Here is a 26,582-nt window from a genome sequence, read left to right as displayed (position 1 = left end):
CGTCGGGATAATGTAGTCGTCCGTTCAGGTTCGTTCACGAGCGTTCGGCGGTCGGAAACGAGCGGGAAGGCGGTTCAGGTCAGGGTTACGACCGGTTAATCCGGGATTACCGCGGCCGAGCGGGCCAGCGACGGGGGATTTCGTCCGTTCCGTCGCGTCTCCGAGGAGTCCGCGAGTGGTCGCCGCGCCGAGTCGCCCCGCGACTCGCGTCGGGCGCGACCTGCCCCCTCACCACCGAATCGCCGGTTCGAAACCGTCGTCCGAAAGCGATGCTCGCGCTCAGAACGACACGTCGTCCGTCGCCGGAGCGAACCCGCCGCGGTCGGTGTACCCCTTCCGGCCGACCGCGCCCTGTCCGACCGCGTTCAGGACGGCCTGCCGGACCTCGCTGGCCGACTCGTAGGTGTCGTCGAACGGCGCGAGCATGGTCCGGAGGCTCTCGGAACCGCCGGAGTACTCGACGACGTAGTCCCCGTACGCGTCGGTCAGTTCCCGCATCGTCGCCGGATACTCGTGGCCGTCGAGGTGCGCGGCGAGGTCGCCGAACTCGACGCCCAGTTCGCGGTGTGAATCTGTCATCGTCGTTGATTCGGGACTCGCGGGGAAAGGTTCAGTGGCCATTTTAAGACGTGCCTACAAGGTCTTGAAGTGATTCTATATCGTTTAAGGAACGGTAGAGTTAGGTCTGGGAGTTCGTTTCGGGTTCGAGCGACGCCGCGGTCGGTCGTGTCTACCGCATAGCACCGCATCCGAAGCCACCGGCGGGCGCGTTCGCACGCGCCGAGTCGGGAGAGAGTGTCGGGACCGACGATTTAGCCACGGCGGGTAGACCGCCGCGCCTGCGACTGTCTCGTCGCCTCCGTCGCGCGGGGCAACGATTAACCGCCGCGCCACCGACGAGGAGATATGAACGTCGCTATCGTGGGGGGCGGTATCGTGGGCCTCGCCAGCGCCCACTACCTCGCCGAGCGGGGTGCCGACGTGACCGTCTACGAGAAGGGGTCGCTCGGGAACGGGAGCACCGAGCGGTCGGTCGGCGGCATCCGCGCGCAGTTCTCGACGCCCGTCAACGTCGAACTGTCGGTGGCGAGCATGGCGGTCTGGGAGGAGTTCGAGGCCGAGTTCGGCACCGACATCGCGTACCGGCGGCCGGGCTACCTCTTCGCGGCCCGCGAGGAGGCGACCGCTCGTGCGTTCGAAGAGCAGGTCGCCCTGCAGAACGACCGCGGCGTGCCGAGCGTTCTTCTCGACCCCGAGGAGGCGACCGAACACTGCCCCGGACTGCGCGCCGAGGAGTTCGTCGCGGCGACCTACTCGCCGACCGACGGGTTCGCCGACCCGCACCTCGCGCTGCAGGGGTTCGCCGAGGCGGCCCGCGAGTCGGGCGCGGAGATTCGGACTCGGACCGCCGTCACCGAGATTCACCGCGACGGCGAGGGCGTGACCGGCCTGACCGCCGCGGGGAAGACGACCGAACGCCGCGACGCCGACTTCGTGGTCAACGCCGCGGGACCGTGGGCGCGGCGGGTCGCCGCGACGGCGGGCGTCGAGATTCCGGTCGCGCCCAAGCGCAGACAGATACTCGTCGCGGACCCCGAGACGCCCGTCCCCGAGGACGTGCCGCTCACCGTCGACCTCGACACCGGGTCACACTTCCGGCCAGAGCGCGAGGGGAAGGCGCTCGTCGGCGGGCACTTTCGGGGCGAGGAGCGGCGTTCCTCGGAGAGCGCGAGCGACGAAATCGCGAGCGGCGGCACCTCCGACGCGGACCCCGACTGCGACCCCGACGGCTTCGACCGGAAGATGGACCTCGACTGGGCGGCCGAGGCCGTCGAGCGCGCCGGCGACTGCGCGACCTACTTCGGGCCGGACTCCGAGATTCGCCGGGGGTGGGCCGGACTCTACGCCGTGACCCCCGACCACCACCCCGTCGTGGAGGAGAGCGTGCCGGGGTTCGTGCAGGCGGTCGGCTTCTCGGGCCACGGCTTCCAGCACGCGCCCGCCACCGGGAAACTCGTGGCGGAACTCGTCTTCGACGGCGAGGCCTCGCTGGTCGATATCTCGGCGCTGGGGAGCGACCGGTTCGAGCGCGGAGCGTTGCTCGAAGAGCGGAACGTGGCGTGACCGCGAGTCACTGCAGGACGACGAACTGGACGTTGACGACGGTGTCTCCGCGGCGGACGTAGATTCCCCATCGGTGTTCGGACGAACTGGACGCGTTCAGCCCGTATCCCGGCAACGCGGCCACGTCGTCTTTCGTTCGCGCAACGTCCGCCTCGGGGACCCTGACGACCGACTCGGAGTCGTTCGCGGCGGCGCGTCGCACCGCCCGCCGGAGATACTGGTTTCGCGCCACGCGCTCGTCGGCGTACGCCACGACGGTCGCGTTCGCCGGGGGTTCGGTGACTGCGACCGCGTGGAACTGTCCTTGACCGGTGGGAGACGAACTCCGGAGCGTTTCCGCGCATCCGGCAGTGACGAGCAGGAGCGCGAGGGCCAGCGGCGAGAGTCGGTCGGGAACCATGCGGTCGGTTTCTCTCGCGTCCGTAATCCGTCTTTTCCGTTCGTCCTCCTGTGCGGAATCGCACATTTATATACACCGACGCGCAACGATGGTGCATGCCAACGGAAGACACGAACTCCGGCGACTTCGAGGGATTCGGCGGCCGTCACGTCCCGGAACCGATGGAGGAACCGCTCGACCGACTCGCCGCGGCCTTCGACGAGATTCACGACACCGACCGCTTCCGCGAGCGGTTCCGTGGCTACCTCGAAGACTTCGCGGGACGACCGACGCCCGTCTTCCACGCCGAGCGACTCTCCGAGGAGTTCGGCGCGCAAATCTATCTCAAGCGCGAGGACCTGCTCCACGGCGGCGCCCACAAGATAAACAACTGCCTCGGGCAGGCCATCCTCGCCGAGGAGGCGGGCAAGACCCGACTCATCGCCGAGACCGGCGCGGGCCAGCACGGGGTCGCCACCGCGATGGTTGGCGCGCTGTTGGGCATCGACACCGAGATTTACATGGGCGAGAAGGACGCCAAACGTCAGCGGATGAACGTCTTCCGGATGCGCCTGATGGGCGCGGAAGTCACCGAGGTCACGCGGGGCGGGGCCGGCCTCGCCGACGCGGTGGACGTGGCGCTCGAAGACTTCGCGGAGAACATGGAGGACACCCACTATCTGGTGGGTTCCGCAGTCGGTCCCGACCCCTTCCCGCGGATGGTCAGGGAGTTCCAGTCGGTCATCGGCCGCGAGGCCCGCGACCAGATTCAGCAGAAGGCGGGACAACTCCCCGACGCGGCGGTGGCCTGCGTCGGCGGCGGGTCGAACGCCATCGGTCTGTTCCACGCCTTCCGGAACGACGACGTGGAGTTCTACGGCGCGGAGGGCGGCGGAGAGGGCGAAGGCTCGGGGCGGCACGCCGCACCGCTCGCGGAGGGCGAGGAGGGCGTGAAACACGGCATGAAGACCCGGACGCTGGACGAGGACACCGAGGTCCACTCGGTCTCGGCGGGGTTGGACTACCCCGCCGTCGGGCCCGAACACGCCATGTTCGAGGCTGTCGGCCGGTGCGACTACCGGGCGGTCGAGGACGACGACGCGCTCGACGCCTTCCGGAAACTCTCGGAACTGGAGGGCATCATCCCCGCGCTCGAATCCAGCCACGCAATCGCGCTCGCCGAGGAACTCGCCGCCGACATGGACGACGAGGACGTGATTCTGGTGAACCTGAGCGGCCGGGGCGACAAGGACATGGAGCAGGCCGCCGAGATGTTCGACCTCGGATAACGGAGTCGAGTGGGATAGAGCGGAGTCGTCGCCATTAGTTCGCCATCACCGGAACTCGACTCTCGCACGGTTGTCGGATTCAGCCCGGGGTCTGTTCCGGTTCGTGACGAGCCCCTCCGGAAAAATTCGAGAAGTCGGGTGATTACTGGCGACTCGCTAGTCGTCTACGAGTTTCACCTCACCGAAGGAGGCCCAGTCGCCGGACTCGGCCCGCCGGACCGCGTCGTAGGCGTCCACGAAGCCAGCGCCCATGCTCTCGACGGTGTAGCTGTCGTGGTAGTCCTTCGCCGTCGCCTCGACGGTGTTCAGCACGTCGATGGGGTCGGGGTACTCCTCGTGGTTCTGGTAGTAGGCGTCCACGAGGAGGGTGGCGGCACCCGCGGTGACGGGACACGACATGCTGGTCCCGCTGATGCGGCCGTAGTAGTCCTCGGTGTCCACGTCGTCGGCGTCACCGTCGGTCGCGGCGTAGCTCTGGAGCGGGTCGCTGGGCGCGAGCGTGCTCATCACCAGCTTGCCCGTCGCGCCGACGCCGTTGCGGTAGACGCCCAGCGGCGTCACGTCGCGGGTGATGCCCTCGTAGGCGGTGAACTCGACGGCGTAGTCGGCGGCCACGCTGGCGAAGGGCCGGACCTCGAAGTAGTAGGTCTTCCCGCCCTCTATCTGTCCGGCGAGTTCCTCGGGGTTGTTCAGCGACGCGCTGCTGGCGACGACCGGTCCGTCTCTGCTCCCTTCGTGGAGGTAGAAGTCGATGTCTTCGGCGCTGGGCGTCCACGACAGCGTGGCCTCGACGTAACCGGCCTTGCTCGGGGCGTCCCACTCGTGGTACGCGCTCGCCGTCGCGTCCACGGTACCGGAGTAGCTCCCGGAATCGACCTGCGTCTCGGTCTTGTCCGCGGCGTGGTACTCGTAGAGATTGTCGAGAGCCTTCTTGCGCTTGTAGTTGGTCGGCCCGTCGTAACTCGGCGACCGGCCGCGCGAGGAGAAGTCGGTGACCTTCTTCTGGTCGTCGGTGGCGGCCACGCCGAGGACGTGGGGCGCTGTGGCGTAGGGGTTGAGCGTGTTCGTGCCCGGCCCGGAGTTGCCCGCCGAGAACAGCGGCAGGATGCCCTCGTTGAACGCGTGCCACGTCGCCACGTTCATCGCGTCGTCGGGATTGAAGTCGGGGCCGCCCGACGCGCCGTAGGAGTTGGAGACGACCTGTACGTCGATTTCGCCGGCGCGGACGCGCGAGAGCAGGTGGTCGTACGCCGCGACGGGTTTGACGATGAGCAGGGTCAGGCCCGCCGAGTAGACGGTGAGGTCGGCGTCGGGTGCCAGTCCCTTGTACTGCCCGTCGCTCTTCTCGCCGGACCCGGTAATCGAACCGGAGCAGTGGGTGCCGTGGCCGTTGTCGTCGGTGTCCAGCGACCCGACCTCCTCCCACATCGTGTCCTCGGTGCTGGAGAGGGGGTTGACGTAGCGCCAGTTGCCCACGAGGTCGTCCTTCAGGTCGGGGTGGTCGCCGTCGACGCCCGAGTCGATGACGACCGAGTGGGCGCCCGACCCGGTGTAACCGAGATCGGCGTGGACCGCGTCGGCGTCCGTGGTCGAGCGCGCGTCGTCGTTGTGGTACTCCAGTTCGACGTTCTTCTGAACGTAGCGGACTTCGGCCCAGTCGGCCACGGTCCGAATCTGGTCGGTCGTCAGTTCGGTGTAGCCGATGGGGAGCACCTCGAACCGGTGATAGCCGCTTTCGAGGTCGAGATGGCGCAGGCGGTCCACCTGCTCGTTCGACTCGAAGACGACGAGGGCCTCCTTGAGGCCGGTCGTCGAGAGGTCGAAGGAGTCGTCGATGGCGTCGTCGGTGCTCGCGGCGCTACCGGTACCGCTGAACGGGAGCGCGGCGGAGACCCCCGCGGCACCGGTCGTCTTCACGAACGTTCTACGGTCAAACTTCGCTCTGTCGGACATGCGAATTTGGCTTCCCTGACTCGGTAATTAAAACGTTATTTCCGTTTCACCGGGCCGAAACGAATTCGATGTAAACTTAAAAAGTGAAACGATTAGGAGGCTGAAATTAGGAAACGATTCGAGGAGTACCGGAGTCGCGTTCGAGGCTCAGAACTCGTCGAGGCCGACGTTCTCGCCCTGATACGACCCGTCGTAGGTGCCGTCGTGGTCGGCCTCCGCGAGGACGAGTTGGGCGATGCGCGCGCCGCGCTCGATTTCGATGTCGTGGTGAACTTCGAGCAGGCCCTCGCCCTTGCCCTCGTAACCGGCGTCCCAGACCGCGGTGTTCAGCATGCAAGAGTTGCGCAGGAGCGACGACCGGGGATAGATGTAGCCGACGTGGTTCTCGGGAATCTCGACCGTCTCGGCGTACTGGACGACGTAGCCGCCGGAGGTGAGATAGTACGCCTCGGGCGCGTCGTCGGCCACCTGCTCGGTTTCGAGTTCTCGGCGCTCCCCGACTTCCTTCCCGTCTCGACCGATGCGTCCGGGTTCGCGCTGTTCGTACACCGCCTCCAGCGTGAGGTCCACGCCGTTGGGCTGAATCTGGTCGGCGGCGGCGTCGGAAACGTGTTCGGCGACGAAGCGACCGCTTTCGAACATGTGCGTTCGGTTCCACCGGGGAACCATAGCGTTGACGGAACCGAATCGGTCGTGGGACCAGCGACCGGTTCGTACAATTTTTGCCGCACGGCGTCGGGATTTACAACCGCCGTCAGGAACGGAAACACGCGGGATTTATACGCTTGGAGGGTCGATATTCGGTCGATATGGGACAGACGTTAACGGAAAAAATTCTGGAGGACCACCTCGTCGAGGGCGACCTCGAAACCGGTGAGGAGATCGGCATCGAGATCGATCAGGTCCTGACACAGGACACGACAGGGACGCTCGTCTGGCTTCAGTTCGAGGCGCTGGGACTCGACGAAGTGCAGACGGAACTGGCCGCGCAGTACTGCGACCACCAGACCTACCAGTTCGACTTCAAGAACACCGACGACCACCGCTTCCTCCGGTCGGCCGCGGGCACCTACGGCGCGCACTTCTCCCGACCCGGGAACGGTATCTGTCACAACGTTCACAAGGAGAACTTCGCCGCGCCCGGCAAGACGATGCTGGGTTCGGACTCCCACACGCCGACCCCCGGCGGACTGGGCGAACTCGCCATCGGTTCCGGCGGTCTCGACGTGACGGTCGCCATGGGCGGCGGCGCGTACTACATCGAGATGCCGGAAGTCGTGAACGTGCGACTCGAAGGCGAACTCCCCGAGTGGGCCACCGCGAAGGACGTCATCCTCGAGATGCTCCGACGCCTCAGCGTGAAGGGCGGCGTCGGCAAAATCTTCGAGTACACCGGTCCGGGCGTCGAGAGCCTCTCGGTCCCCGAGCGGACGACCATCACCAACATGGGTACCGAACTCGGCGCGACCTCCTCGATCTTCCCGACCGACGAGAACACGAAGGACTACCTCGAACGCCTCGGCCGCGGCGACGAGTACGTCGAGATCGGTCCCGACGAGGACGCCGACTACGCCGACCAGATCACCATCGACCTCGGCGACCTCGAACCGCTCATCGCCAAGCCGTCGATGCCCGACAACGTCGTGCCCGTCCGCGAAGTCGAGGGCACGGAAGTCGACCAGGTCATGATTGGGTCCTGCACCAACGGCGCCTACGAGGACATCCTCCCGGCCGCCAAGATGCTCGAGGGCCGCGAGACGAACAAGACGACCGAGATGATCGTCGCGCCCGGTTCCAAGCAGGCCTCCGAGATGCTCGCGAAGGAGGGCTGGGTCTCCGAGATGATGGCCGCGGGGGTCAACTTCTCCGAGGCGACCTGCGGTGCCTGTATCGGCATCGGTCACGTCCCGGCCAGCGACTCCGTCTCGCTCCGGACGTTCAACCGCAACTTCGAGGGTCGCTCGGGCATCGAGGACGACAACGTCTACCTCTGTTCGCCCGAAGTCGCCACCGCGGCGGCCATCAAGGGCGAAATCATCGACCCGCGCGACCTCGCCGACGAACTCGGCGACCTCGAGGACCCCGGCTTCGAGATGCCCGAGAAGTACACGGGCAGCAAGGCCGACCTCATCGCGCCCGACGAGGCGCCAGACGACGAACTCATCAAGGGGCCGAACATCGGCGACGTGCCGCTGAAAGACGAGATGGGCTCGGACCTGCAGGGACCGAACCTCCTGAAGATGGAGGACAACATCACGACCGACCACATCATTCCGGCGACCAGCGACATCCTGAAGTTCCGGTCGAACATCCCGAAGCTCTCGGAGTTCACCCTCTCGCGCGTGGACGACCAGTTCGCCGACCGCGCCAAGCAGTCCGACGGCGGCTTCCTCGTGGCCGGTGAGAACTACGGTCAGGGTAGCTCGCGCGAACACGCGGCGCTCTGCCCGATGTACCTCGGCGTCGAGGGCGTCCTCGCCCAGAGCTTCGCCCGCATCCACAAGGCGAACCTCTTCAACTTCGGTCTCATCCCGCTGACCATCGACGAGGAGACCTACGAGAAGATCGACCAGGGCGACGACATCGAAATCGTGGACGACGTGGCCGAAGCGGTCCGCTCCGGGAAGGAAGAGTTCACGGTTCGGGTCAACGACAACTGGGAGGCGACGGCCCACCTCGACGCCTCCGACCGCGAGCGCCAGATTCTCGCCGACGGTGGCAAGCTCTCGCACACGAAGAAGCAGGCCGAAGGCGGTAGCTCCGGCGCGACCCCCGCGGACGACTAAAGGGCAGAACTATTGCTTTTTATTAGTAGCGATTAATCTACTTGTAGCCTCAGATGTAATATTCGAAGAGTATTCCGATATATCCCATAATTATAATAAGGATGCCAAAGATTCGATAGAACAAGACGCCCGTTTCAGTTATCTCCCTCTGGTCTGCCATCCCCGGAGTATTCCTGATTTGAAATACTTTATTAGGGAACAATATCCAGGGACTCCCTACAAGAATGATGATTAGACCAATGACGATCGGCTCAAGCTGCATCTAAATCAACAAAGGGAAGTTTTTCTTTTGCCTCTTCTCCTTTATTTCGCTAGTTTCACTTCAGGGAAACGGAAATAGGGAGATTAGTTGCTATGTATTTTGGTTGTTCACCTGAAACATCGTGAGTACTTATTTCAGTGTTTTCAGTTACCTCTTTTATCCCATACTTTTCTTTTGCTGATTTACTCATACGTTCAGGGTGAAGATCAACTTTTTCCCCGTTTTGGGTAGATGTTGACTGAACGGACGGTTCATCATCTTCGAAGAAGCTGACTGAATACTCAACTTCAGTTGCAGTATTCCCCAAACTACCTTGGCTACAGCCTGTTTTGATGTTTAGATGTTCTGCACCAGCGATCATACCTTCAGGACCTGCAACGAAAAATCGCTGGAAATGAGAGGCGTCCGACCAACGGTCTTCCCATGAAGCAGGATGGTGAGTCAGTTCCCATCCATCCGAGGTCTGGTTGACACCGTTATTGTCTTCCAAAGCGGCAGCGAAGTCGTCAAGTGCTAATGCGAAGGCAATCCCTGGATGAAGAGCGCCTAAACCGACATCAATTGGAATTTCAACCTTGTCCGGTGGAGTATTATCATTGTTAATATTATTGGGATATACACCAAAGTAATCTCGGTTGTCATGGGTGGTGATTGTCCAATCACTATCAGGGCGGCCAAGAGTCATGTCATAATACTGCCCCCAATATTGTTGCTAGGCTGAAGGCTTCCATCTGTATAGCGCCATCGGGCAGCGATGTTTGTCGAGAGCGCCATGTCATGTAGCCATCCCCTTGAGGGGTACCATTCGCCATGATACCATGCAAGGGAAGACCCCTGAGAAATTGCACCGTCACTTGTGTCAAATTGACTCCACTTGTCAGAACACTTCCATTGCGTCTGGGGGCAATCAGTGCCTGTATAGTGTTGACAATCAAAGTTAGTTGTCCGACCACAGTTGCTATCCATTGCCTCCACATTACCACTTGCCACTATCGAAGGGCCAGTGATTGCTAATCCGCCTGTAGCAGCCATCTTCTTCAATATATTCCTTCTATTCATTTTTTCCAACAGGGGATTTTCCCCTACTACATGGATGAAATAGTTAGAATAAAAAAAAATTTCTGAACACATATTATATAATTTAATCACAAAATTACCCGGATTCGCAGGCCTAGCCAATATATGTGTAGTCGCACCCAAATTTCGTGGGAACTATATCCAAAAGGTGGGGGTGGGTGGGGGAGATTTCGGGAGCTTGCACCTCCGGCCGGAGAGTGCGTTTCGTTCTTATGGGTAATACTACTAAAGAATTACGGGCCGAGTATCGGGCATGACACTCTTAAGCGTCGGGCGAGAAACCGCGGTCAGTGACAACGGCTCCCGCGGAGGACGGCGACGACGTGCGGATTCGGCGGGCGGTGCAGGCCGATCTGCTGGCCGTGCTACGCATCGAGCGGGCCTCGTTCGACCAGCCGTGGCCCTTCTCCGCGTTCGAGCGGTATCTGGGCGACCCCGGCTTTCTGGTCGCGGTGACGAACGAGGAGTCCGCGGGCTACTTCGACGGCGACGGCGACGAGAGCGTCGTCGGATACGTCGTCGCCAACCTCGTGCCGAACCACGGCCGCGCGTTCGGCCACGTCAAGGACATCGCGGTCCACCCGGACTACCGCGGCGAGGGCATCGGCGCGGGACTGCTCGACCGCGCGCTCACCGTCCTCGGAACCCGCGGCGCCCAGAGCGTGAAGTTGGAGGTCCGAGCGAGCAACGACCGCGCGGTGTCGCTGTATCGGGACTTCGACTTCGAGTACCTCCGGACCATTCCGCGGTACTACGACGACGGCGAGGACGCGCTGATTCTGGTCGTGGACTTGGACGAATAGGGGTTCGGGTCGGTTTCCGTCCTCCCCGACCTCCGCACTCCCTCCGTCGGTGGTCGTCCCTCGCGGCGTCGAGCGTGGCGCTTTTCGGCGCGGGCGACCTACCCCGGCACATGGGATACGCCTGTCCGGTCTGCGAGACGCCCCAGTCCGACGCCGAACACCTCGCCAACCACCTCGCGTTCACGGCGATGCTCGGCGACGACGACCACGAGGCGTGGCTGGACGACCACGCGCCGGGGTGGAACGAGGACGGCGAGGACGAACTGGCGGCGCGCGTCGAGGAGTACGCCAAGGAGGTCGGCTTCCCGCAGGTGTTCGAGGACACCACGGGCCACGACCACTCCGGCGACGAACCCCGCGGCGGCGACCTGTTCGAAGACGAGTTAGAGCGCGCCAACTCGCAGGGCCGCGGGTCGATGGCCGGCGGCGGGGCCGGCGCGGGCGCGAGTGCCGCGGGCGCGGGGTCGCTCGACGGCGAGGCCCAATCGATTCTACAGGAGGCCCAAGAGATGACCGAGCAGATGCTGGACGAGGACGACGGCGAGGAGAGTACCGACGGCGAACCCGGTCCGGACGGCGGCGAACGCGCTAACGACGAAGACTCCGAAGAATAACGGCGCGTCGCGGCGGTCAGAACGGCGCGTCCGGCCCCTCGTCGGCCCGCGCCTCCGAGTCGTCGCCCGAAGACTCGCCGGTGTCGTCGCCGGTCTCCAGTTCGTACTCCCACTCCGAGAGACCGCCCTCCATGCTCTCGACTCGGGCGTCGTCGGCCACGCCCTCGTAGGAGGCGACGAGTCGCGCGGCCTGCACGCTGGCTTTGCCGTGCGGGCAGACGGTGACGACCCGTTCCGCGCCGTCGAGTCGCTCGATTTCGTCGGCGAGCGCGTGGAACGGGACGTTCTCGCTGCCGGGTATGTGCCCGCGCTCGAACTCCGCCGCTGACCGGATGTCCACGATTCGAATCTCGTCGTCGGCGTCGAGGAGTTCCCGAACCTCGTCGGGGGCGATTTCGGCGTCCATCGACTCGACGTTGGCGGTCCGGGCGAATAAGCCCCGCGGTAGTCCGGTCGGTAGCCTCGACGCGGGTCGAACCGGCGCACCGCGTCTCGATAGATTCCGTCCGGGGTCGGTCCGAAACGGGCGGTAAGCCGTGATTACTTGCGCACCGAATCCGGGCGTATCTACCGGGTCTCTGACCAAAAACCGCAAGTAAGCCCGACCCGTGGATACGAGTATGTGGGGTTCCCGGAGTAACCGGGGAAACGACTCGGTCGATTGCATCGCCTGCGGTGAGACCATCCGCCGCTCGGACGCCCGCGAGTACGACAAGGAGGGCGACCGCTGGGACCGGAAGGGAAAGCAGTTCGAGTACCTCTGCAAAGGGTGTCACACCGACCTCTGTCACCAGCCACGGGACGAACTCGAAGGCCTGCTGGTGGACATCGACGCCGGGGGACTGACCGAAGTGGAGTTTCTGGACCGGTACTGCGAGGCCGTCGAGGAGCGGTACGGTCCGCTCGACCACGAGCGGTAAGCGCCCGCTAACCGGACGGCGTCCTCGTCCCGTAGCGGGCCGTCCGCCGGTGGCGCCGCGGGACCGCCCGGCGTGGTCGTCCGTACCGCTCCGACACGACTAACTACTCGACTCCGTTATTCCTCTGTATGACGAGTGACACGCAGGCCGAGGCCGGAACCCCGGAGGGACAAGGCCCGGTCGAGATTTCGCCGGAACTCGCCGACAAACTCGAGGAGAAGCGCGAGGACCTCTTCGAGAAGTTCGAAATCCGCGACGAGTTCCCCCCGGAAGTGCTGACCGAGGCGGAGAAGCGCACCGAGGACATCCAACAGGAGATTCAAGACGAGGTCGACGAGCGCGAGGACCTCCGGGACATGACGACGTGGACCACCGACCCGGTGGACGCTCAGGACTTCGACGACGCCCTCTCCATCGAGGAGCGAGACGACGAGTACGTCCTCTGGGTCCACATCGCCGACGTGACCCACTACGTCAACCCCGAGACCAACATGTGGGAGGAGGCCGTCGAGCGCGCCAACACGGTCTACCTGCCCGCCTACACGATGCACATGCTCCCGCCGGTGCTGGCCGAGACGGTTTGCTCGCTGGTGCCCAACGAGGACCGACTGGCTCACACCGTCGAGATGCACCTCGACAAGGAGAATCTGGGCTTCGAGACCATCGACATCTACAAGTCGGTCATCAACAGCGACGCCCGCCTGACCTACACCGAGGCCGAGCGTCTGCTCGACGACCCCGAGACCGCCGACGACCTCCTCGAGGACCCGGAGGTGGACCTCGCGGAGAAGACCGAACTGGTCTGGGAACTGGCCGACAAGATGCACCAACAGCGCAAGGAGGAGGGGAGTCTCGTCCTCAACCCGCGCCGGGACCGCGCCCACACCATCATCGAGGAGTGCATGCTGAAGGCCAACAAGGCAGTCACGCACACGCTCATGTGGGACCGCGGCGTCGAGGCGATGTACCGGGTCCATCCCCAACCGAGTCCCGACGAGTGGAGCGAGGCCCTCCAAGAGATTCAGGACTTGGACGGCGTTTCGATTCCGGGGTCGAAGTGGGACGACCCCCGGCAGGCGGTCAACGCCACGCTGGAGGACGCCCCCGAGCGCCAACTCGACAAGATTCAGTGGGCCGTGATGAAGGTCATGCCCCGAGCGCGGTACATGAACGACCCGTTCGGCGGCCACCACGCCCTGAACTTCGAGATTTACGGCCACTTCACGAGTCCCATCCGACGCCTCTCGGACCTCATCAACCACTGGATAGTCTACACCAACGACGTGCCCGAGGACCTCGTCGCGCTCTGTGACCGCGCCAGCGACAAGCAGGCCGACGCCGAGGCCTGCGAGCGCGAGTACAAGAAGTTCCTCGAAGAGGTCGGACTCGACGCCGCGGCGGTCAACAACCGCGGCATCGAAGTCGTCGAAGAGTAACTACAACTCCTTCTCTCGGACGTAGTCGGTGACGGTCTCCCCCTCGAACTCCGACTCGCGGGAACCGACCGTCCGGTAGCCCCGCGACTCGTAGAAGGCGTTGCCGATTTCGTTGTCGGCAAGCACGACGAGGCGGAGTCGCTCGGCCCCGCGGTCGGCGGCCCAGGACTCGATGCGCTCGGCGAGGGCGGAACCGACCCCTTCGCCCCAGTAGTCGGGGTGGACGTAGAGGCGGGGCAGTTCGGCCGCGTCGTCGTTCCGGCTTTCCCCGTCGCCGACGAGACCCTGCCCGAAGCCGATTAGCTCCGTCGCGTTCCCGTCGTCTTTGGCGTCCGCCTCCCGCTCCGCGACCAGAAAGACGCCGTCCTCGCGCTCGACGGACTGGCGCAGGCGGTAGAGGTCGTACCACTCGTCGACGACCGACTCGACGGCCTCGGCCCCGAGCAGGTCGTCGTAGGTCGCGTGCCACGACTCGCGGGCGACGCGGCGCACGTCCGCCACGTCGCTCGCCGTCGCCGGGCGAACGTTCGCGTCCATGTGGGTTGGGTGTGCGACCGGCGACAAATAGCTTCCGCGAGCGAGGGATTCAGTACCGCGGGCCGCCAACTCCACTTCGTGACCGAGTACCCCGACCCCGACTCGCGGAACGTCCTCGAACCGGGGTGTGCGCGGTGTCCCGCGCTGGTCGAGTCCCGCGAGCGCATCTCGTGGGGCAACGGGTCGCTCGACACCGACGTGGTGGTCGTCGGGGAAGCGCCCGCGCTCGGCGTCGAACCACGTTCGACGGAAACGAGGAGCGGCGACGAGCCACGAGTCGGCGACCCGGGCGCCGACCGCTGGCGGGGCGGCAATCGGACCGGAATGGCCTACACCTCCCGGCACTCGGGCCGAGCGATTCGAGACCTGTTCGCCGACGCCGAACTCGCGCCCGAGGACCTCTACTTCACGAACGCGGTGAAGTGCTTCCCGGCGGACTCGACCGGGGACTCGAACCGCGAACCCACCGCCGACGAGCGCGCGAACTGCCGGGGGCACCTCCGGACCGAAATCGAGTCGGTGGACCCCGCGGTGGTGGCGACCACCGGCAAGCACGCCACGCTGTCGGTGCTGGAGTGCGAGACTCGACCGGAGTCTCGGGAAGGCGAGCGGCGAAGCCGCGAGTCCGAGACGTTACCGGACGGATTCCTCGACGCCGTCCTCGACCCGGTCGAATCGACCGAGTTCGGGACGACCGTCCTGCCGCTGTTGCACCCCTCGTACCAGAACGTCTGGTTGCCCCGCATCGGTCGCTCGCGCGAGGAGTACGTCGCCGAAATCGCCGCAGTCGTGCGGGACCGACGGGAGGAGTAGTCGCTTTCGTGGTACCCGTTGCCACTTCTATTTTAGTGGTGCGTACCGACGTACGAGAGGATGAGCATCATCGCGGAGTTCACGACGCCAGCCGAGGAGTTCGCGCTGGGCGACGCGCTCGCGTCCCACCCCGACGTGCGCGTCGAACTGGAGAAGGTCGTGCCGACCCGCAAGGAGATACTGCCGTTCTTCTGGGCGTGGGGACGGGACTTGGAGGCGTTCGCCGAGACGGTCCGCGAGCAACCGGTGGTGGAGTCGCTGGACCGGGTAGACGGCGTGGAGGACCAGATTCTCTACCGGGTGGCGTGGTCCGACGTGATGACCGACCTCGGGAGCATCCTCCGGAACGCCGAGGCCACCGTGCTGGAGGCCAGCGGACAGGACGACACGTGGCGGTTCGAACTCCGGTTCACGGACCAAGACGGCGTCCGGTCGTTTCAGTCCGAGTGCGTCGACCACGACATCTCGCTCGAACTCCGGCGACTCCACTCGCTGACCGAGGTGGACACCGAGGGGAGCTACGACCTGACGACCGAACAGCGCGAGACGCTGTTGACCGCGCTCGAACGCGGCTACTTCGAGGAACCGCGGGACATCACGCTCGAAGAACTCGCCGACGAACTCGGCCTGTCGCCGACCGCGGTGTCCGGCCGGATGCGCCGGGCCGAGTCGAAACTCATCGCCCGAACGCTGGTCACGGAGACCTGACTCGGCGACGCGGCCCCCGACCGAACGCCGAGGCGCGACTCAGAGCAGTCCCTCCCGCTCGGCCAGCAGGAGCGCCTCGATGGTGGCGTCGTTGGCCGGGTCCTCTCGGGCGGCGTCGAGCGCGTCCTCGACGGGTAGCGTGCGGACCGAGAGGAACTCGTTTGCGTCCAGGTCTCGCTCGACCGGCGTGAGTCCCTCGGCGAAGACGATGCCGCGCTCGTGGCGCAGGACGCCGGTCGAGCAGTAGAAGTCCTCCAGTAGGCTGACGCCCGCGGGGTCGAAGCCGGTCTCCTCGCGGAGTTCGCGCGCCCCGGCCCGGGTGTAGGACTCGCCGTCCTCCACGATGCCCGCGGGGCATTCGAGACACTCCTCGCCGATGACTGGGCGGTACTGTTCGACGAAGACGACCTGCCCGTCGGTCACGGCCAAGACGACCACCGCGGGCGGGAGTTCGGCCCAGTAGTACTTCTTGGTCGACCCGTCGGGTTGCTCCACGAGGTCGTAGCCGCCGGTGTACCACCCGGTTTCGTACTCCTCGACCGACTCGATGACGCGCCAGTCGTCGCTCATGGAAACCGGGTCGGTGCCCGAGGGCTAAAGCGTGACCCCTCGGCGTTCGAAACCCGTCCCGCCCGACGACGCTCCGCGCTGCGGTCGGCGCGTGCCGGCGTCTGCGAGACCGAGACGCCGGGTCGAGAGTCCCCGCAGGTGTCCGGGAACAAAACTATACTCGTGGGAGACCACGCTACGTAGCATGACCGAGGTTTCGGAGAGCGTCGGGCGCTACCTCAGGGCCGTCCACCTGCTCACCGCCGAGACCGACCGGCGGGCGAAGACCGGCGAACTCGCCGCGGTGCTGGACGTGAGCGACGCGAGCGTCACCAACATGGTCGAGACGCTGGCCGACCGGGGACTCGCCGACCACCGGAAGTACGAGGGCGTGACGCTGACCGACGCGGGCGAGTCGGCCGCCCGCGAGTTCGCGTGGCGCCGGTGCGTGGCCGAGAACTTCCTCGAAGACGACCTCGGCGTGGACGTGGCGGCGCTCCGCGACGCCGACCGCGACGGCGCGGACGACCCCCGTGCGCTCGGGCAGGTCCTCTCCGAGGAGGCGGTCCACCGCCTCAAGGACATCGTGGACCACCCCTGCGACGGGGCGTGTCGCGCACCCCACGACGAGTACAGCGAGTGTAGCGACGAGGTTCGGACGACCGCCGAACGCGTCGAGTCGGACCCGTAACCGAGCGACTACAGCAGGTCTCGATAGACGCGCCCGAACGCCTGCCGCCGTAGCGTCGCCACCGCCGCCCGCTCCTCGCTCTGGTAGGTCGCGGCCACCACGGTCTCGCCGAGGGCGTCGTGCCACGCGACGTTGTCCACGTTCTCCGACCCTCGCTCGACCGCGTCGCGGTCGCGGTCGGCCAACCACTCCTCGTACTCCTCGCGCGTGCCGGTTCGAACCGCCAACAGCGACGCGAACAGCGCGTCGCGGGCGGTCTCGACGACCTCGCCGGTCACGCGCTCGTCGTACTCGTCGGGGGCGAACTCCATCGCCTTCGCGGTCTCCTTGACGACCGTCTGGGCCGCCGGGCCGACCGCCTCGTAGCGGTCGCGGGCCTCGGACTCGGTCGCGGGCGAGAGAAAGCCGTGCGTTTCCATGGCCGGGCGTTCGAAGGCCGGGGACTACTCGGTTTCGTCCTCGGTTCGCCTTCGCCCCTCGATTCGACTCCGGACCCGCAGGTCGGGGACTGACGTCGCTATCGCACGTGAAGAACGGAGAGAGTGCCGAGCGGGGGCGACGCCCGGAGGCGGAGCGCCGCGACCGCCCGACTCGAAACGCAGTAGTTACTCGTTGACCCTGTAACACAGCGCAAAACCGACGCGAGGTTAGGCTACGTTGAACCCTTTGTCACGTAGGAAATCCTCGACGCGCCCGGTGTGATTGCCCTGAAGCTCTATCTGGCCCTCCTCGACCGTGCCGCCGCACGCGAACTTGGACTTGAGGTCAGAGGACAAACTGTCCAGATCGACGTCCTTGGGGTCGAAGCCTTCGATAATCGTTACCTCTTTACCGTAGCGTCGCTCGTCGATGCGGATGTTAATCTGCTGGGACTCTTTGGCCACGTCCTCGCAGACGCAGAGCTCTTGAGGCAGCCCGCACGTCGAGCACACTTCCGACATTACAATTCGGGAATTGGTCGTAGGGGTACAAAACTGTGTCGCTAGTTACCCGAGCAGAGCCCCGAGAAAAACGGAACGAGGGCGCCTGCGCTCCGCCTGAGCGGGGCCGCCGGACCACTCCGGCGGTCCCGCTGGCGTCCGGGCGATTCCCGCCCGGTCTCACCGCCCGAGGAGACTCCGGCGGTCGCGGACCAGTTCGTCGACCAGCGAGACCGCCTCCTCGGCCAGACCGTCCTCGACCGCCCCGGCGTAGCGGACTCGCTCGTAGATGGCCCCGACGCGTTCGGCCCGGTCGTCCACGTCGTAGCGGGCCTCCAGCGCCGCGAGGTACTGGCGGGGCGTCTCGCCCGACTCCCGAGCGCGGTACTCCCGAGCGAGCAGGTGTTCCAGTCGGTCGAACGCCCTGCTCACGTCGGTCTCGGGGTCCCGGCGGGGTTGCCAGCGGAGCCAGACCGCACGCCGAAGGCGGCCGAGCAGGCCGGTCCGGCGCGCTGCCGCGAGCAGGCCCGCGACCACGAGCGCGCCCAGCGCCGCCTGCTCGCGCGAGGGCATCGAAATCGGGATTCCGCCGCCACCGTCGCCGCCTCCGCCGTCCACCCCGCTCGCGCCGGTGGTCGTAAACTCGCCGTCTGTGCCGTTGAGTCCGCTTCCGGGGTCGATGGGTTGCCGGTCGGGCAGGCCGGACCCCGTCGTGACGGGGCTGCTCGTCGCGTTTCCGACGGCGACGGTGGTCTCGGACCCGCCGGAGACGGTCGTGGTCTCGGTCGGCGTCCACGTTCCCGCCTTGCTCTCGTTGGTGTCCACGCCCGAGACGTTGCTCTGACGGGCGCGCTCGACGCGGGAGTCCTCGACCTGCTGGCGCGGACCGCCGGGCGTGGGGTCGTACTTCACCCATCCGATTCGGGGGAAGTAGACCTCGACCCACGCGTGGGAGTCGAGGCCGCGGACGACCCACTCGTCCTCGGCGACGCGCTGGCCCGAGGTGTAGCCCACGACGAACCGGGCCGGAATGTCCTGCGACCGAAGCATCGCAGTCATCGCGGTGGCGTAGTAGGTGCAGTAGCCCCGCTCCATGTCGAAGATGAAGCTCTCGGCGACGTTACCGTCGGGGCGGGAGACATCCTTCGAGTAGGCCTTGTTCGCCTCCAGCCACCGCTCGACGGCCTCGGCCTTCTCGTAGGGCGTCGTCGCGTTCGCCGCCTCGGTTATCCGGTCGGTCCGCTGGCGGATGCGGTCGGCCGAACTCCCCGGAAGTTGGAGGTAGCGGCTCTCGATGTGTTCGGGGTAATCGGTGCCAGCCGACCGGAGCTGCCGGGTCGTCGGGTCGGGGACGCGGCTGACGACCGTGTAGGACTCGCCCTGCCGGAGCGACCCCACGGGGTCGAACGCCCCGAGCGAACTGACGCGGGTGTTGTCGCGGTCGCCCGAGGTCAGTCGGGTCGGCTTCCACGCCGCGGGCATCGCGGCCACGCGCTCGGCCTCGACCGTGACGGTCTGTTCGACGGTCCGGGTCGGGCCGGGCGGCGCGGGCTGAGACCGATACCCCGTGCCGTCGCCGGTCCGAATCCAGCCGTTGCCGTCGTAGCGGTCGTAGGCCGCGACCCGCCAGTACGCCTTCTCGTTCGATTCGACCGAGAACCGGACCTTCGGCGAGAGCCGAATCGACCCCTTGATGGTCACTCGCTCCTGGTTGGTGACGAACGCCTGCTCGACGGTCGGGGCGCTCGCTCCGCCGCCCGGCAGGATGGGACTCGCCGCGCCGCCGGGCACGACGCTGACCGTCGAGGCCAGCACCACCATTGCCACAAGCACGACCGCCAGCGTGTCGACCTGCGCGGCCGTGCCGCCCCGGCGCGCCAAGGTGCCGAACCCGAGCGTGGCAATCGCGCCGAGCGTGCCGACGAGCGTGGCGAAGTTGCCGAGGTCGCCGGTCAGCACGAAGAACCCGAGCGCGGTCCCGGCCGCGCCGACCGCCAGCGCGTAGCGCCGCCGGAGGACGAGATACCACGGCGCGAACACCATCGCCGGGGCGACGCCGAGCGCCCACGCGCCGACCTCGGTCATCCGGAGGACCGAGAGACCGGTCAGCAGCGCGACGTTGTCGGCCGCGACCTTCCCGAGCGAGAGCGCCACCAGATACGCGCTCGGCACCGCGAGGTAGTACCCGACGAGGCCGAGCGCAAGCAGGACGCCCGCCAGCGCGGCGGCCCGAAGCGGTCGGAGTCGCCGGGCGGTCGCCGCCCCCGCGAGGAGGGTTCCGGCGACCAGCGCGGCCAGCGTCGGGGCCCCGCCCACGATGTCGGTGATGTGAAAGAGGACGCTCAGGTAAGCCGCCATCGTGACGCCGAGCGACCCGACCGCGAGCCAGTGATACGACACCCTCGCGTCGCCCAGTTCGAGCGCGCGGCCGACCGCGCCGTCGGCGCTCATCGGGAGTCACCTCCCGAGAAACCTGACCCGCCGTCGGCGAACGCGGTCCGGTCGGCGGCGTCCGCCGCCGCCGACCGACCGCCGGACCCGTCCTCTCCGGCGTATCCGGCGCTCGCGCCGGCGGTCCCGCTTCCGTCGCGCCCGCCCGACAACTGACTGAAAGCGACGGTCCGGTCGCCGACCGTGACCCGAACGTCGTCCGCCTCGGCCTCCGACCGAACCAGCACGTCGGCCCGGTCGCGCCGGGAGTCGCCGACCGTGCCGGGGTGCGTCCGGGCCAGCAGGGTCAGCAGGTCGGTCCGGTGGTCGGGGCCGGTTCCGGGTTCGACCCGGTCGCCGGGGACCGTCAGGCCGACCGCGAGTCCGGCGTCGAGCAGGTACGTCAGGACGCTGGCGGCCGCCTCGGCCACCTCGTCCATCCGGCCACCCTCGGCCTCCGCGAGGAGTTCGACCTGTTCGCGCTCCTCCTCGGCCTCGAACTCCATCACCACGAGGTCCTCCGTCGGGCGCTTGGCGCTGGCCTTCCAGTGGACGTCCCGGAGCGGGTCGCCGCGCTCGTACTCCCGCAACTGGTCGAACCGGTCGCGGCCGCCGAGTCCGAACTGCCGGTGCAGCGCCGCGAGGTCCCCGGCGTCGCGCAGGCGGTGAATCTCGGGGAACACGACTATCTCCCTGCTGACGGGGTAGGTGTAGGTCCGGGACCAGACGCCCAGCACGTCCTCTACCGCGACCTCGACCGGACCGACCGACCGGAACCCGCGGTCCCGGAGCGTCACGTCGAACGACAGCGACTCGTCGGCGACGGTCGTCTCCACCGCGGCGTCGTCCACGGCGAGGCCCTCGTCGGCGTCGAGGCGGACCGTCGCGGCCATCGGCGTCGCGGTCTCGAAGTCGAGCGAGACCGAGACAGTCTCTCCGGCGAAGCCGTACTCGGGCGTCTCGGTCCGGAGTTCGGGTTGGCCGACGCGCTGGACCTGCACGTACCCCGCTGCGAGGGCGACGGCGAGGGGACCGACCACCGCGTTCAACGAGCGGGCGCTGAACCACGCGGCCAGCACGAAGCCAGCGACCGCGACGGCCGCGAGCGCCCATCCGCGTCGCGTCAGCATCTCACTCCACCGGGACCGAATCGACGGCGTCGGCTATCAGCTCTCGACCCGACGTGCCGCCCGGCGCGCCGGTCCGGACTCGATGGGCGAGGACGCTCTCGGCCTCGGACTGCACGTCGTCGGGAATCACGTAGTCGCGGCCCTCCAAGACGGCGCGGGCCTGCGCCGACCGGAGGAGCGCGATGGACCCGCGCGGACTCACCCCGAGGTCGGCGTGGTCGCGGGTGTAGTTGGCCAGTCGGGTGACGTACGCCCGAACGGCCTCCTCGGCGGTGACGCTCTCGACCGTCTCGCGGGCGGCCAGCACGTCCTCGGCGGTCGCCACGGGTTCGAGTTCGTCGATTGGGTGGCCGCCGGTCACGCGCCGGAGGACCTCGGACTCGTCCTCCGGAGAGGGATAGCCCAGCGTCAGGCGCTTGGTGAACCGGTCGACCTCGGCGATGGGGAGTTCGTAGGTGCGGTCGGCCTCCACGTCGTTCTGGGTGGCGATGACGGTGAACGGTTGGTCGAGGTCGTAGGTCTGGCCGTCCACGGTGACCTGCGCCTCCTCCATCGCCTCCAGCAGGGCGGACTGGGTCTTGGGCGGGGCGCGATTTATCTCGTCGGCGAGGACCACGTTGCCGAAGACGGGACCGGGCCGGAACTCGAACTCCCGGGTCCGCTCGTCGAAGACGTTCACGCCGGTCACGTCGGTCGGCATCAGGTCGGGCGTGAACTGGACCCGCGAGAAGTCGCAGTCGATGGAGCGGGCGAGCGACCGGGCGAGCATCGTCTTGCCGACGCCGGGCACGTCGTCCAGCAGGAGGTGGCCCCGCGCGAGGATGGCGGTGACGATGTGTTCGGTCACGTCGTGGTGGCCCACGATGACACGCTCGACGTTCTCGACCACTCGCTCGGCGATGTCGGCCGCCTCGTCTACCGGCAGCGGGTCGGGTGACGCGTCGGTTCGGCGCTGAGGGGGATTGGCTTCCGTCATGGATGAGTGGGTCTGCACGCAGAGGGCGGAGGTTCGCGACCGGACCGTCGGCCGCGAGAGCGTGCGGATACTACCCGTACGTTTCGGGTCCACCTTTGAAACTTTTGTCCCGCCGAGAACGTGTTCGGAAACTGTGAACGGCGCGACGCGACGACGGACGGTTGAGAGAGTCTAAGGGACGAATTCGGGGACACTCGATGCGGGCGGTCGTTCCGGGTCGGCAGCGAACGCCTCACTCGAAACGCCTCGGACGAGGCGTTTCGCTCGATATTTGTCCTGATTTTTAACGTCCGAGTAGTAGATTATCCTAAGCGAGGCCCGAGGGTTAAAGGTTCCCTCCGCCTACGTATTCACTCAACCACATGCCGCCCGACGGTCTCTTCGACGACTCGGCCGACGACACTCGCACGGCAATCATGGAAGCCACCTATCAGGCGCTGGTGGAGTACGGTTACGCCGACCTGACGATTCAGCGCATCGCCGACGAGTTCGGCAAGAGCAAGTCGCTGCTCTATCACCACCACGACGGGAAGGACGACCTGTTGGTCGATTTCCTCGAATTCATCCTCGACCACCTCGAGGAGGGAATGACGCTGTGCGAGGGAACCCGCGCCGACGAGCGACTCCGGTCGTTCGTCGGCGCGCTCGCCGTCCCGGAAGACCCAGAGAGCGAGGAGTTCGCGGGCATCGTCGTGGAACTCCGCGCGCAGGCGGTCAACGACCCCGACTACCGGGACCACTTCACTCGGAGCAATCGGTTCTTCCGCGACTACATCGCCGACATCGTCAGGGACGGCATCGAGGAAGGCACCTTCCGAGAGGTGGACCCCGACCGGACCGCCTCGTTCCTGCTGACCGTCGCCAACGGCGCGATGGGCGAGTACGTGGCGACCGACCGCCCGGACGCCGCGCGCGCCGTCCTCGACGAACTGGACACGTACATCGAGGGGCGCCTGCTAAAAGAGGAGTAGCGACGAGTAGGCCGACCGCCCCGCAGAGACTCACCAGTCCTTGCAGTCGGCACAGACCAGCGCGCCGCCGCGTTCGCCGTCGGCCCGCCAGCGGCGCTCGGTCGCCTCACCGCAGTCGGCGCACTCGCCGTCCTCCGGCGACCACCGGTAGGTCGAGACGGCGGGGTCGGCGTCCTCGACGGTCGGAGGAGAGTCGTCCGACGATTCCGCAACCGCCGAATCGTCGGACGGGGCTTCCGAATCGCCTGTCTCGGACCCATCGGTCCCGGAGTCAGCGGTATCGGAGTCGGTGGTTTCGAGGCCGTCAGAATCGGAGTTAGCGTTTTCAGAGTCGGCAGTTTCGGATTCGGCGGCCTCGGACTCGACGGCGGCCGGTTGCGCGGCGTCCTCGTCGGTCGAAGCGAAGGCGTCGAGCGAAGCGTCCTCTGGCACGCCCTCGACTACGGAGGCCCCCGTCGTAAGGGTAGCGGAGCGTCGGCGGGGTCGTCGTCGCCCCTGTCGCTTCCGACGCGCATACGGAGCAAACAAGTATCCCGACTCCAGACGTGTAGACATGGCGAGCATCATCCAAAACGTCGTGGACATGATCGGCTACTTCACCGACGCCGCGCTGGCGTTCCCCACCTCCATCATCCTGCTGGCGGTCGGGTTCGTCTTCGTCGCGGGGTCGTCGCTCGTGCTGGCGTACCTCGCAGCAGGCGCGGCCATCGAATTCATCGTGCCCGACTCCGCCGGGAAGCCGCCCGCACAGCGCCAGTAACGCTCTCGTTCTACTCGGCCTCGTCCAGCGCCGTCGCGACGAGACCGACCGCCGCCGTCGGGTCCGGGCCGAGCGGCGACCCGGCGACGAAGCTATCGGCGTACTCCAGCACGCCGGAAATCTTCTCCGCGGCCGACTCGGGCGTCCCGGCGATGCAGAAGGCGTCCACCATCGCGGGCGTCACTCGCTCGAAGGCCGCCGAGAAGTCGCCGGACTCGATGGCCTCGCCGATTTCCTCCGCGCGTTCGCGGTCGATGCCGTGCCTGTCGAGGACCGGCGGGGCCGCCCCGGCCGCGATGAACGCGACCGGCGGGCGCGCGGCCTCGCGGGCCGCGTCGGCGTCCTCGGCCACGCTGACGCTGGCGTAGGCCGCGAAGTCGAAGTCGTCTCGACCGCCCCGCGAGGCGGGTCGCTCGTCCACTCCTTCCTCGACCCGCTCGTCGGCCCACGCGAAGTCGTCGGGGTGGGAGGCGTTGACCAGCACGCCGTCGGCGTGCTTCGCCGCCATCCGAATCATGTGAGGACCCTGCGCGCCGACGTAGACCGGAACGTCGCTCACGGCCTCCGGGTAGTTGAGACCCGCGTCGGTCGCCCGAAAGGTGCCGTCGTGGTCCACGCGCTCGCCCGCCCAGAGCTTCTGAGAGACCTTCATCGCCTCCAGCACGCGCCGGAGCGGCCTGTCGCGCTCGAAGCCGAGATTCCGGAGCGTCGAGCGGTCGCCCGCCCCGAGACCGCAGACCGCCCGGCCGTCGCTGACTTCGTCGAGCGTGGCGACGCGCGAGGCCAGCGAGACCGGGTGCGTCTCGTAGGGGTTGGCGACGCCCGGTCCGAGTCGGAGGTCGTCGGTCGCGGCCGCGACCCTGTCGAGGACGACGAAGGGGTCGCGGTTGTTGTAGTGGCAACTCGCGAACAGGGTGTCGAACCCCGACTCCTCGGCCCGCTGGCCGGTTTCCACGAGGTCCGGAATCGGGTGTTCGGGCGTGAGTTCAATCCCGCGCAAACTCCCACCCCCTGAGCGCCTGCCGGACGAAGTCGCCGTCCACGTCGCGGTAGAGGTTGTCGCTCCCCTCGTGGTTTCCGAACTCCCAGTCGCGCACGACCGCGACCGGCAGGCCGTCGTCGCCCTCGCCGGTCACGAGGTTCGCGGCCGCGGCGAGTTCGTCCACCACCGCCTCGACAGTGACTTCGAGTTCGTGGCCGTCGCGGTCGGTCTCGCCCCGCCAGTCGCGCGACGCCGGGATGCCCGACCACCCGATGGCGACTCCGCGCTGGCCGTGGCGGAAGGGTCGCCCGGAGGTGTCGGTCACGACGACCGCGGGGTCGGATTCGAGGTTCTCCCGAATCCGGTCGGCGCTCTCGCTCGGACGTTCGGGGAGCAACAGTAAATCCGCGCCGCCATCGCCCACGTTCGACCGGTCGATGCCCGCGTTGACCCCGACGTGGCCGAACTTCGTGGCGGTCAGCAGGAACGGTGCCTCCATGATTATCTCGGTGCTCTCCTCCAGCACGGCCTGCGCGAACCGCGGGTCCTTCTGCTCGCCCGAAATCGCTTCGAGGCGCTCGGCGAGTTCCTTCGCTCTCGGTCCCGCCGGGAACTCCTCCAGGTCGGCGCGGCGGCCCTCGGCCTTCGAGACGACGGTGCTGGCGACCAGCAGTACGTCGTCGTCTCGGAGGTCGGCCCGCGCCTCTACGAGGGCCGCGAGGTCGTCGCCCGGCCGGACCTCGGGGAGTCCCGGCACCGCGAACACGTTCATGCGGTGGAGTTGGCGCGTTGTCGGTAAAAACCCGTCCGAAACGGGCAAACGAGACGACGAACGAGCGAGGGTATCGACCCCGACCTATCGCTCGGGATACTCGTCGGGGTCCGCGACTCGCTCGTCCTCCACGTACGCACGGACGTTCACCTCGCCCTCCAGAATCTCGACGGTCAGCATCGTCGCCACGTTGGCGGGGTCGGCGCCGGTCGCGCTCCCCGGGTTCAGGAACCGGATGCCCTCGATGTCGTCGTCCACGACCGCGTGGGTGTGGCCCGCCACCGCGATGCCCGGCCCGGTCAGTTCCTCGCTGACCGCCTCGGCGATGGTCTCCTCGTACTCCTCCTCCGTGGCGGCGGTGCCGTGGGTCACGACGAAGGTCGTGCCCGAAACCTCGACCGTGGCGACCGCCGGCAGGTCGAGCGAACGGGGGTCCATGTTCCCCGCGACAGCGGTGAAGTTCTCCCCCGCGAGGTCCGCGACGGTCTCGTAGGCCTCGGGACTGTCGAAGTCGCCCGCGTGGATGGTGTGGTCGGCCTCCCGAATCCGGTCGGCGACCCACTCGGGAATTCGGTCCGCGCGCGACGGGACGTGGGTGTCACTGACGATGGCGATTTCGACCATGCGGACCTGTTGAACCCCGGCGGGGAAAAGCGTGGAGGCGGTTCGGGACCGCATCGCACGCTCGACCGCGCATCGG

General features: G+C 66.7%; 30 protein-coding genes. 12 read left to right on the top strand and 18 right to left on the bottom strand.

Translation table 11 applies throughout. From position 1 onward, the window contains the following. Positions 1–279: 279 nt before the first annotated feature. Positions 280–579: a DUF5789 family protein gene (locus tag M0R89_RS08825; protein WP_248652179.1), complete on the bottom strand. Its 300-nt coding sequence runs from the start codon at positions 577–579 to the stop codon at positions 280–282. Between the two features lie 327 nt (positions 580–906). Between M0R89_RS08825 and M0R89_RS08820 the strand changes: the two genes are divergently transcribed. Continuing rightward, on the top strand, positions 907–2,124 hold the full coding sequence (locus M0R89_RS08820; RefSeq protein ID WP_248652178.1) for an NAD(P)/FAD-dependent oxidoreductase: 1,218 nt from the start codon (positions 907–909) through the stop codon (positions 2,122–2,124). 7 nt (positions 2,125–2,131) lie between these two features. Here M0R89_RS08820 and M0R89_RS08815 read toward each other — a convergent pair whose 3' ends face one another. After that, complete coding sequence (locus tag M0R89_RS08815) at positions 2,132–2,524, bottom strand: hypothetical protein (protein ID WP_248652177.1); 393 nt, start codon at positions 2,522–2,524, stop codon at positions 2,132–2,134. A 95-nt stretch (positions 2,525–2,619) separates the two neighbouring features. Between M0R89_RS08815 and trpB the strand changes: the two genes are divergently transcribed. Beyond that, positions 2,620–3,792: a tryptophan synthase subunit beta gene (trpB, locus tag M0R89_RS08810; RefSeq protein WP_248652176.1), complete on the top strand. Its 1,173-nt coding sequence runs from the start codon at positions 2,620–2,622 to the stop codon at positions 3,790–3,792. A 156-nt stretch (positions 3,793–3,948) separates the two neighbouring features. On the opposite strand, the gene M0R89_RS08805 is transcribed toward trpB, so the two are convergent. Next, positions 3,949–5,709: a S8 family serine peptidase gene (locus tag M0R89_RS08805; protein ID WP_248652175.1), complete on the bottom strand. Its 1,761-nt coding sequence runs from the start codon at positions 5,707–5,709 to the stop codon at positions 3,949–3,951. A 183-nt stretch (positions 5,710–5,892) separates the two neighbouring features. Then, positions 5,893–6,387, bottom strand: coding sequence for a deoxyuridine 5'-triphosphate nucleotidohydrolase (locus tag M0R89_RS08800; protein WP_248652174.1), 495 nt, complete (start codon positions 6,385–6,387; stop codon positions 5,893–5,895). A 167-nt stretch (positions 6,388–6,554) separates the two neighbouring features. Between M0R89_RS08800 and M0R89_RS08795 the strand changes: the two genes are divergently transcribed. Beyond that, positions 6,555–8,531, top strand: a complete 1,977-nt coding sequence (locus M0R89_RS08795; protein ID WP_248652173.1) for an aconitate hydratase — start codon at positions 6,555–6,557, stop codon at positions 8,529–8,531. 49 nt (positions 8,532–8,580) lie between these two features. Here the strand turns inward: M0R89_RS08795 and M0R89_RS23625 are convergent, their stop codons facing one another. Both M0R89_RS23625 and M0R89_RS08790 read right to left on the bottom strand, forming a co-directional pair. Next, entirely contained in the window at positions 8,581–8,793 is a 213-nt protein-coding gene (locus M0R89_RS23625) for a DUF6199 family natural product biosynthesis protein (RefSeq protein ID WP_497007466.1), read from the bottom strand. A gap of 55 nt (positions 8,794–8,848) precedes the next feature. Further along, a complete protein-coding gene (locus M0R89_RS08790) occupies positions 8,849–9,478 on the bottom strand; it encodes a hypothetical protein (RefSeq protein ID WP_248652172.1) in 630 nt (209 codons plus the stop codon). A 682-nt stretch (positions 9,479–10,160) separates the two neighbouring features. Here M0R89_RS08790 and rimI point away from each other — a divergent pair. Continuing rightward, positions 10,161–10,673 carry a ribosomal protein S18-alanine N-acetyltransferase gene (rimI, locus tag M0R89_RS08785; protein ID WP_248652171.1) on the top strand — a complete coding sequence of 171 codons (513 nt, stop codon included), beginning with the start codon at positions 10,161–10,163 and terminating at the stop codon, positions 10,671–10,673. A gap of 110 nt (positions 10,674–10,783) precedes the next feature. After that, positions 10,784–11,287: a DUF5810 domain-containing protein gene (locus tag M0R89_RS08780; protein WP_248652170.1), complete on the top strand. Its 504-nt coding sequence runs from the start codon at positions 10,784–10,786 to the stop codon at positions 11,285–11,287. Between the two features lie 16 nt (positions 11,288–11,303). Here M0R89_RS08780 and M0R89_RS08775 read toward each other — a convergent pair whose 3' ends face one another. Continuing rightward, the gene (locus tag M0R89_RS08775; protein WP_248652169.1) at positions 11,304–11,693 is read right to left on the bottom strand and encodes a rhodanese-like domain-containing protein; all 390 of its coding nucleotides are present in this window, start codon (positions 11,691–11,693) and stop codon (positions 11,304–11,306) included. 214 nt (positions 11,694–11,907) lie between these two features. Here M0R89_RS08775 and M0R89_RS08770 point away from each other — a divergent pair, with 214 nt between their 5' ends. Both M0R89_RS08770 and M0R89_RS08765 read left to right on the top strand, forming a co-directional pair. Continuing rightward, complete coding sequence (locus M0R89_RS08770; RefSeq protein WP_248652168.1) at positions 11,908–12,207, top strand: DUF7562 family protein; 300 nt, start codon at positions 11,908–11,910, stop codon at positions 12,205–12,207. A gap of 128 nt (positions 12,208–12,335) precedes the next feature. Next, on the top strand, positions 12,336–13,643 hold the full coding sequence (locus tag M0R89_RS08765) for an RNB domain-containing ribonuclease (RefSeq protein ID WP_248652167.1): 1,308 nt from the start codon (positions 12,336–12,338) through the stop codon (positions 13,641–13,643). On the opposite strand, the gene M0R89_RS08760 is transcribed toward M0R89_RS08765, so the two are convergent. Continuing rightward, a complete protein-coding gene (locus M0R89_RS08760) occupies positions 13,644–14,180 on the bottom strand; it encodes a GNAT family N-acetyltransferase (protein ID WP_248652166.1) in 537 nt (178 codons plus the stop codon). It abuts the gene before it with no gap. Positions 14,181–14,258: 78 nt separating this feature from the next. On the opposite strand from M0R89_RS08760, the gene M0R89_RS08755 reads away from it, so the two are divergent. Together M0R89_RS08755 and M0R89_RS08750 are read left to right on the top strand one after the other, a co-directional pair. Beyond that, entirely contained in the window at positions 14,259–14,993 is a 735-nt protein-coding gene (locus M0R89_RS08755; protein WP_248652165.1) for a uracil-DNA glycosylase, read from the top strand. Positions 14,994–15,053: 60 nt separating this feature from the next. Next, positions 15,054–15,701 (top strand): helix-turn-helix domain-containing protein, encoded by a 648-nt coding sequence (locus tag M0R89_RS08750; RefSeq protein ID WP_248652164.1) that lies wholly within the window; start codon positions 15,054–15,056, stop codon positions 15,699–15,701. A 39-nt stretch (positions 15,702–15,740) separates the two neighbouring features. On the opposite strand, the gene M0R89_RS08745 is transcribed toward M0R89_RS08750, so the two are convergent. Further along, positions 15,741–16,271, bottom strand: coding sequence for an NUDIX hydrolase (locus M0R89_RS08745; protein WP_248652163.1), 531 nt, complete (start codon positions 16,269–16,271; stop codon positions 15,741–15,743). Between the two features lie 184 nt (positions 16,272–16,455). Between M0R89_RS08745 and M0R89_RS08740 the strand changes: the two genes are divergently transcribed. Then, a complete protein-coding gene (locus M0R89_RS08740; RefSeq protein ID WP_248652162.1) occupies positions 16,456–16,941 on the top strand; it encodes a metal-dependent transcriptional regulator in 486 nt (161 codons plus the stop codon). A gap of 8 nt (positions 16,942–16,949) precedes the next feature. On the opposite strand, the gene M0R89_RS08735 is transcribed toward M0R89_RS08740, so the two are convergent. From M0R89_RS08735 to M0R89_RS08715, 5 genes are all read right to left on the bottom strand, one after another. Continuing rightward, positions 16,950–17,360 carry a DUF5809 family protein gene (locus tag M0R89_RS08735; RefSeq protein ID WP_248652161.1) on the bottom strand — a complete coding sequence of 137 codons (411 nt, stop codon included), beginning with the start codon at positions 17,358–17,360 and terminating at the stop codon, positions 16,950–16,952. 228 nt (positions 17,361–17,588) lie between these two features. Then, positions 17,589–17,882: a stress response translation initiation inhibitor YciH gene (gene yciH, locus M0R89_RS08730; protein WP_113276842.1), complete on the bottom strand. Its 294-nt coding sequence runs from the start codon at positions 17,880–17,882 to the stop codon at positions 17,589–17,591. Positions 17,883–18,041: 159 nt separating this feature from the next. Further along, positions 18,042–20,312, bottom strand: coding sequence for a transglutaminase TgpA family protein (locus M0R89_RS08725; protein ID WP_248652160.1), 2,271 nt, complete (start codon positions 20,310–20,312; stop codon positions 18,042–18,044). After that, positions 20,309–21,421 carry a DUF58 domain-containing protein gene (locus tag M0R89_RS08720; protein ID WP_248652159.1) on the bottom strand — a complete coding sequence of 371 codons (1,113 nt, stop codon included), beginning with the start codon at positions 21,419–21,421 and terminating at the stop codon, positions 20,309–20,311. The genes M0R89_RS08725 and M0R89_RS08720 overlap by 4 nt, the downstream gene beginning before the upstream one ends. A 1-nt stretch (position 21,422) precedes the next feature. Continuing rightward, positions 21,423–22,397: an AAA family ATPase gene (locus tag M0R89_RS08715; RefSeq protein ID WP_248652158.1), complete on the bottom strand. Its 975-nt coding sequence runs from the start codon at positions 22,395–22,397 to the stop codon at positions 21,423–21,425. Between the two features lie 362 nt (positions 22,398–22,759). Between M0R89_RS08715 and M0R89_RS08710 the strand changes: the two genes are divergently transcribed. Beyond that, entirely contained in the window at positions 22,760–23,368 is a 609-nt protein-coding gene (locus tag M0R89_RS08710; RefSeq protein ID WP_248652157.1) for a TetR/AcrR family transcriptional regulator, read from the top strand. Between the two features lie 30 nt (positions 23,369–23,398). On the opposite strand, the gene M0R89_RS08705 is transcribed toward M0R89_RS08710, so the two are convergent. Continuing rightward, a complete protein-coding gene (locus tag M0R89_RS08705; RefSeq protein ID WP_248652156.1) occupies positions 23,399–23,800 on the bottom strand; it encodes a DUF7573 domain-containing protein in 402 nt (133 codons plus the stop codon). Positions 23,801–23,921: 121 nt separating this feature from the next. On the opposite strand from M0R89_RS08705, the gene M0R89_RS08700 reads away from it, so the two are divergent. Further along, positions 23,922–24,128, top strand: a complete 207-nt coding sequence (locus M0R89_RS08700) for a DUF8024 family protein (protein ID WP_248652155.1) — start codon at positions 23,922–23,924, stop codon at positions 24,126–24,128. Between the two features lie 10 nt (positions 24,129–24,138). On the opposite strand, the gene M0R89_RS08695 is transcribed toward M0R89_RS08700, so the two are convergent. The 3 genes from M0R89_RS08695 to M0R89_RS08685 form a co-directional block, all read right to left on the bottom strand. Further along, entirely contained in the window at positions 24,139–25,128 is a 990-nt protein-coding gene (locus M0R89_RS08695) for a 5,10-methylenetetrahydromethanopterin reductase (protein ID WP_248652154.1), read from the bottom strand. After that, complete coding sequence (locus M0R89_RS08690) at positions 25,115–25,882, bottom strand: coenzyme F420-0:L-glutamate ligase (RefSeq protein WP_248652153.1); 768 nt, start codon at positions 25,880–25,882, stop codon at positions 25,115–25,117. Before M0R89_RS08690 ends, M0R89_RS08695 begins: the two co-directional genes overlap by 14 nt. Positions 25,883–25,966: 84 nt before the next feature. Then, complete coding sequence (locus M0R89_RS08685; protein ID WP_248652152.1) at positions 25,967–26,506, bottom strand: metallophosphoesterase family protein; 540 nt, start codon at positions 26,504–26,506, stop codon at positions 25,967–25,969. Positions 26,507–26,582: the final 76 nt, after the last annotated feature.

The sequence above is a fragment of the Halorussus limi genome (genome assembly GCF_023238205.1).
Classification (GTDB): Archaea; Halobacteriota; Halobacteria; order Halobacteriales; family Haladaptataceae; genus Halorussus; species Halorussus limi.
The sequence above is the reverse complement of the archived record's forward strand: the minus strand, read 5'-3'. Positions and strand labels throughout refer to the sequence as shown.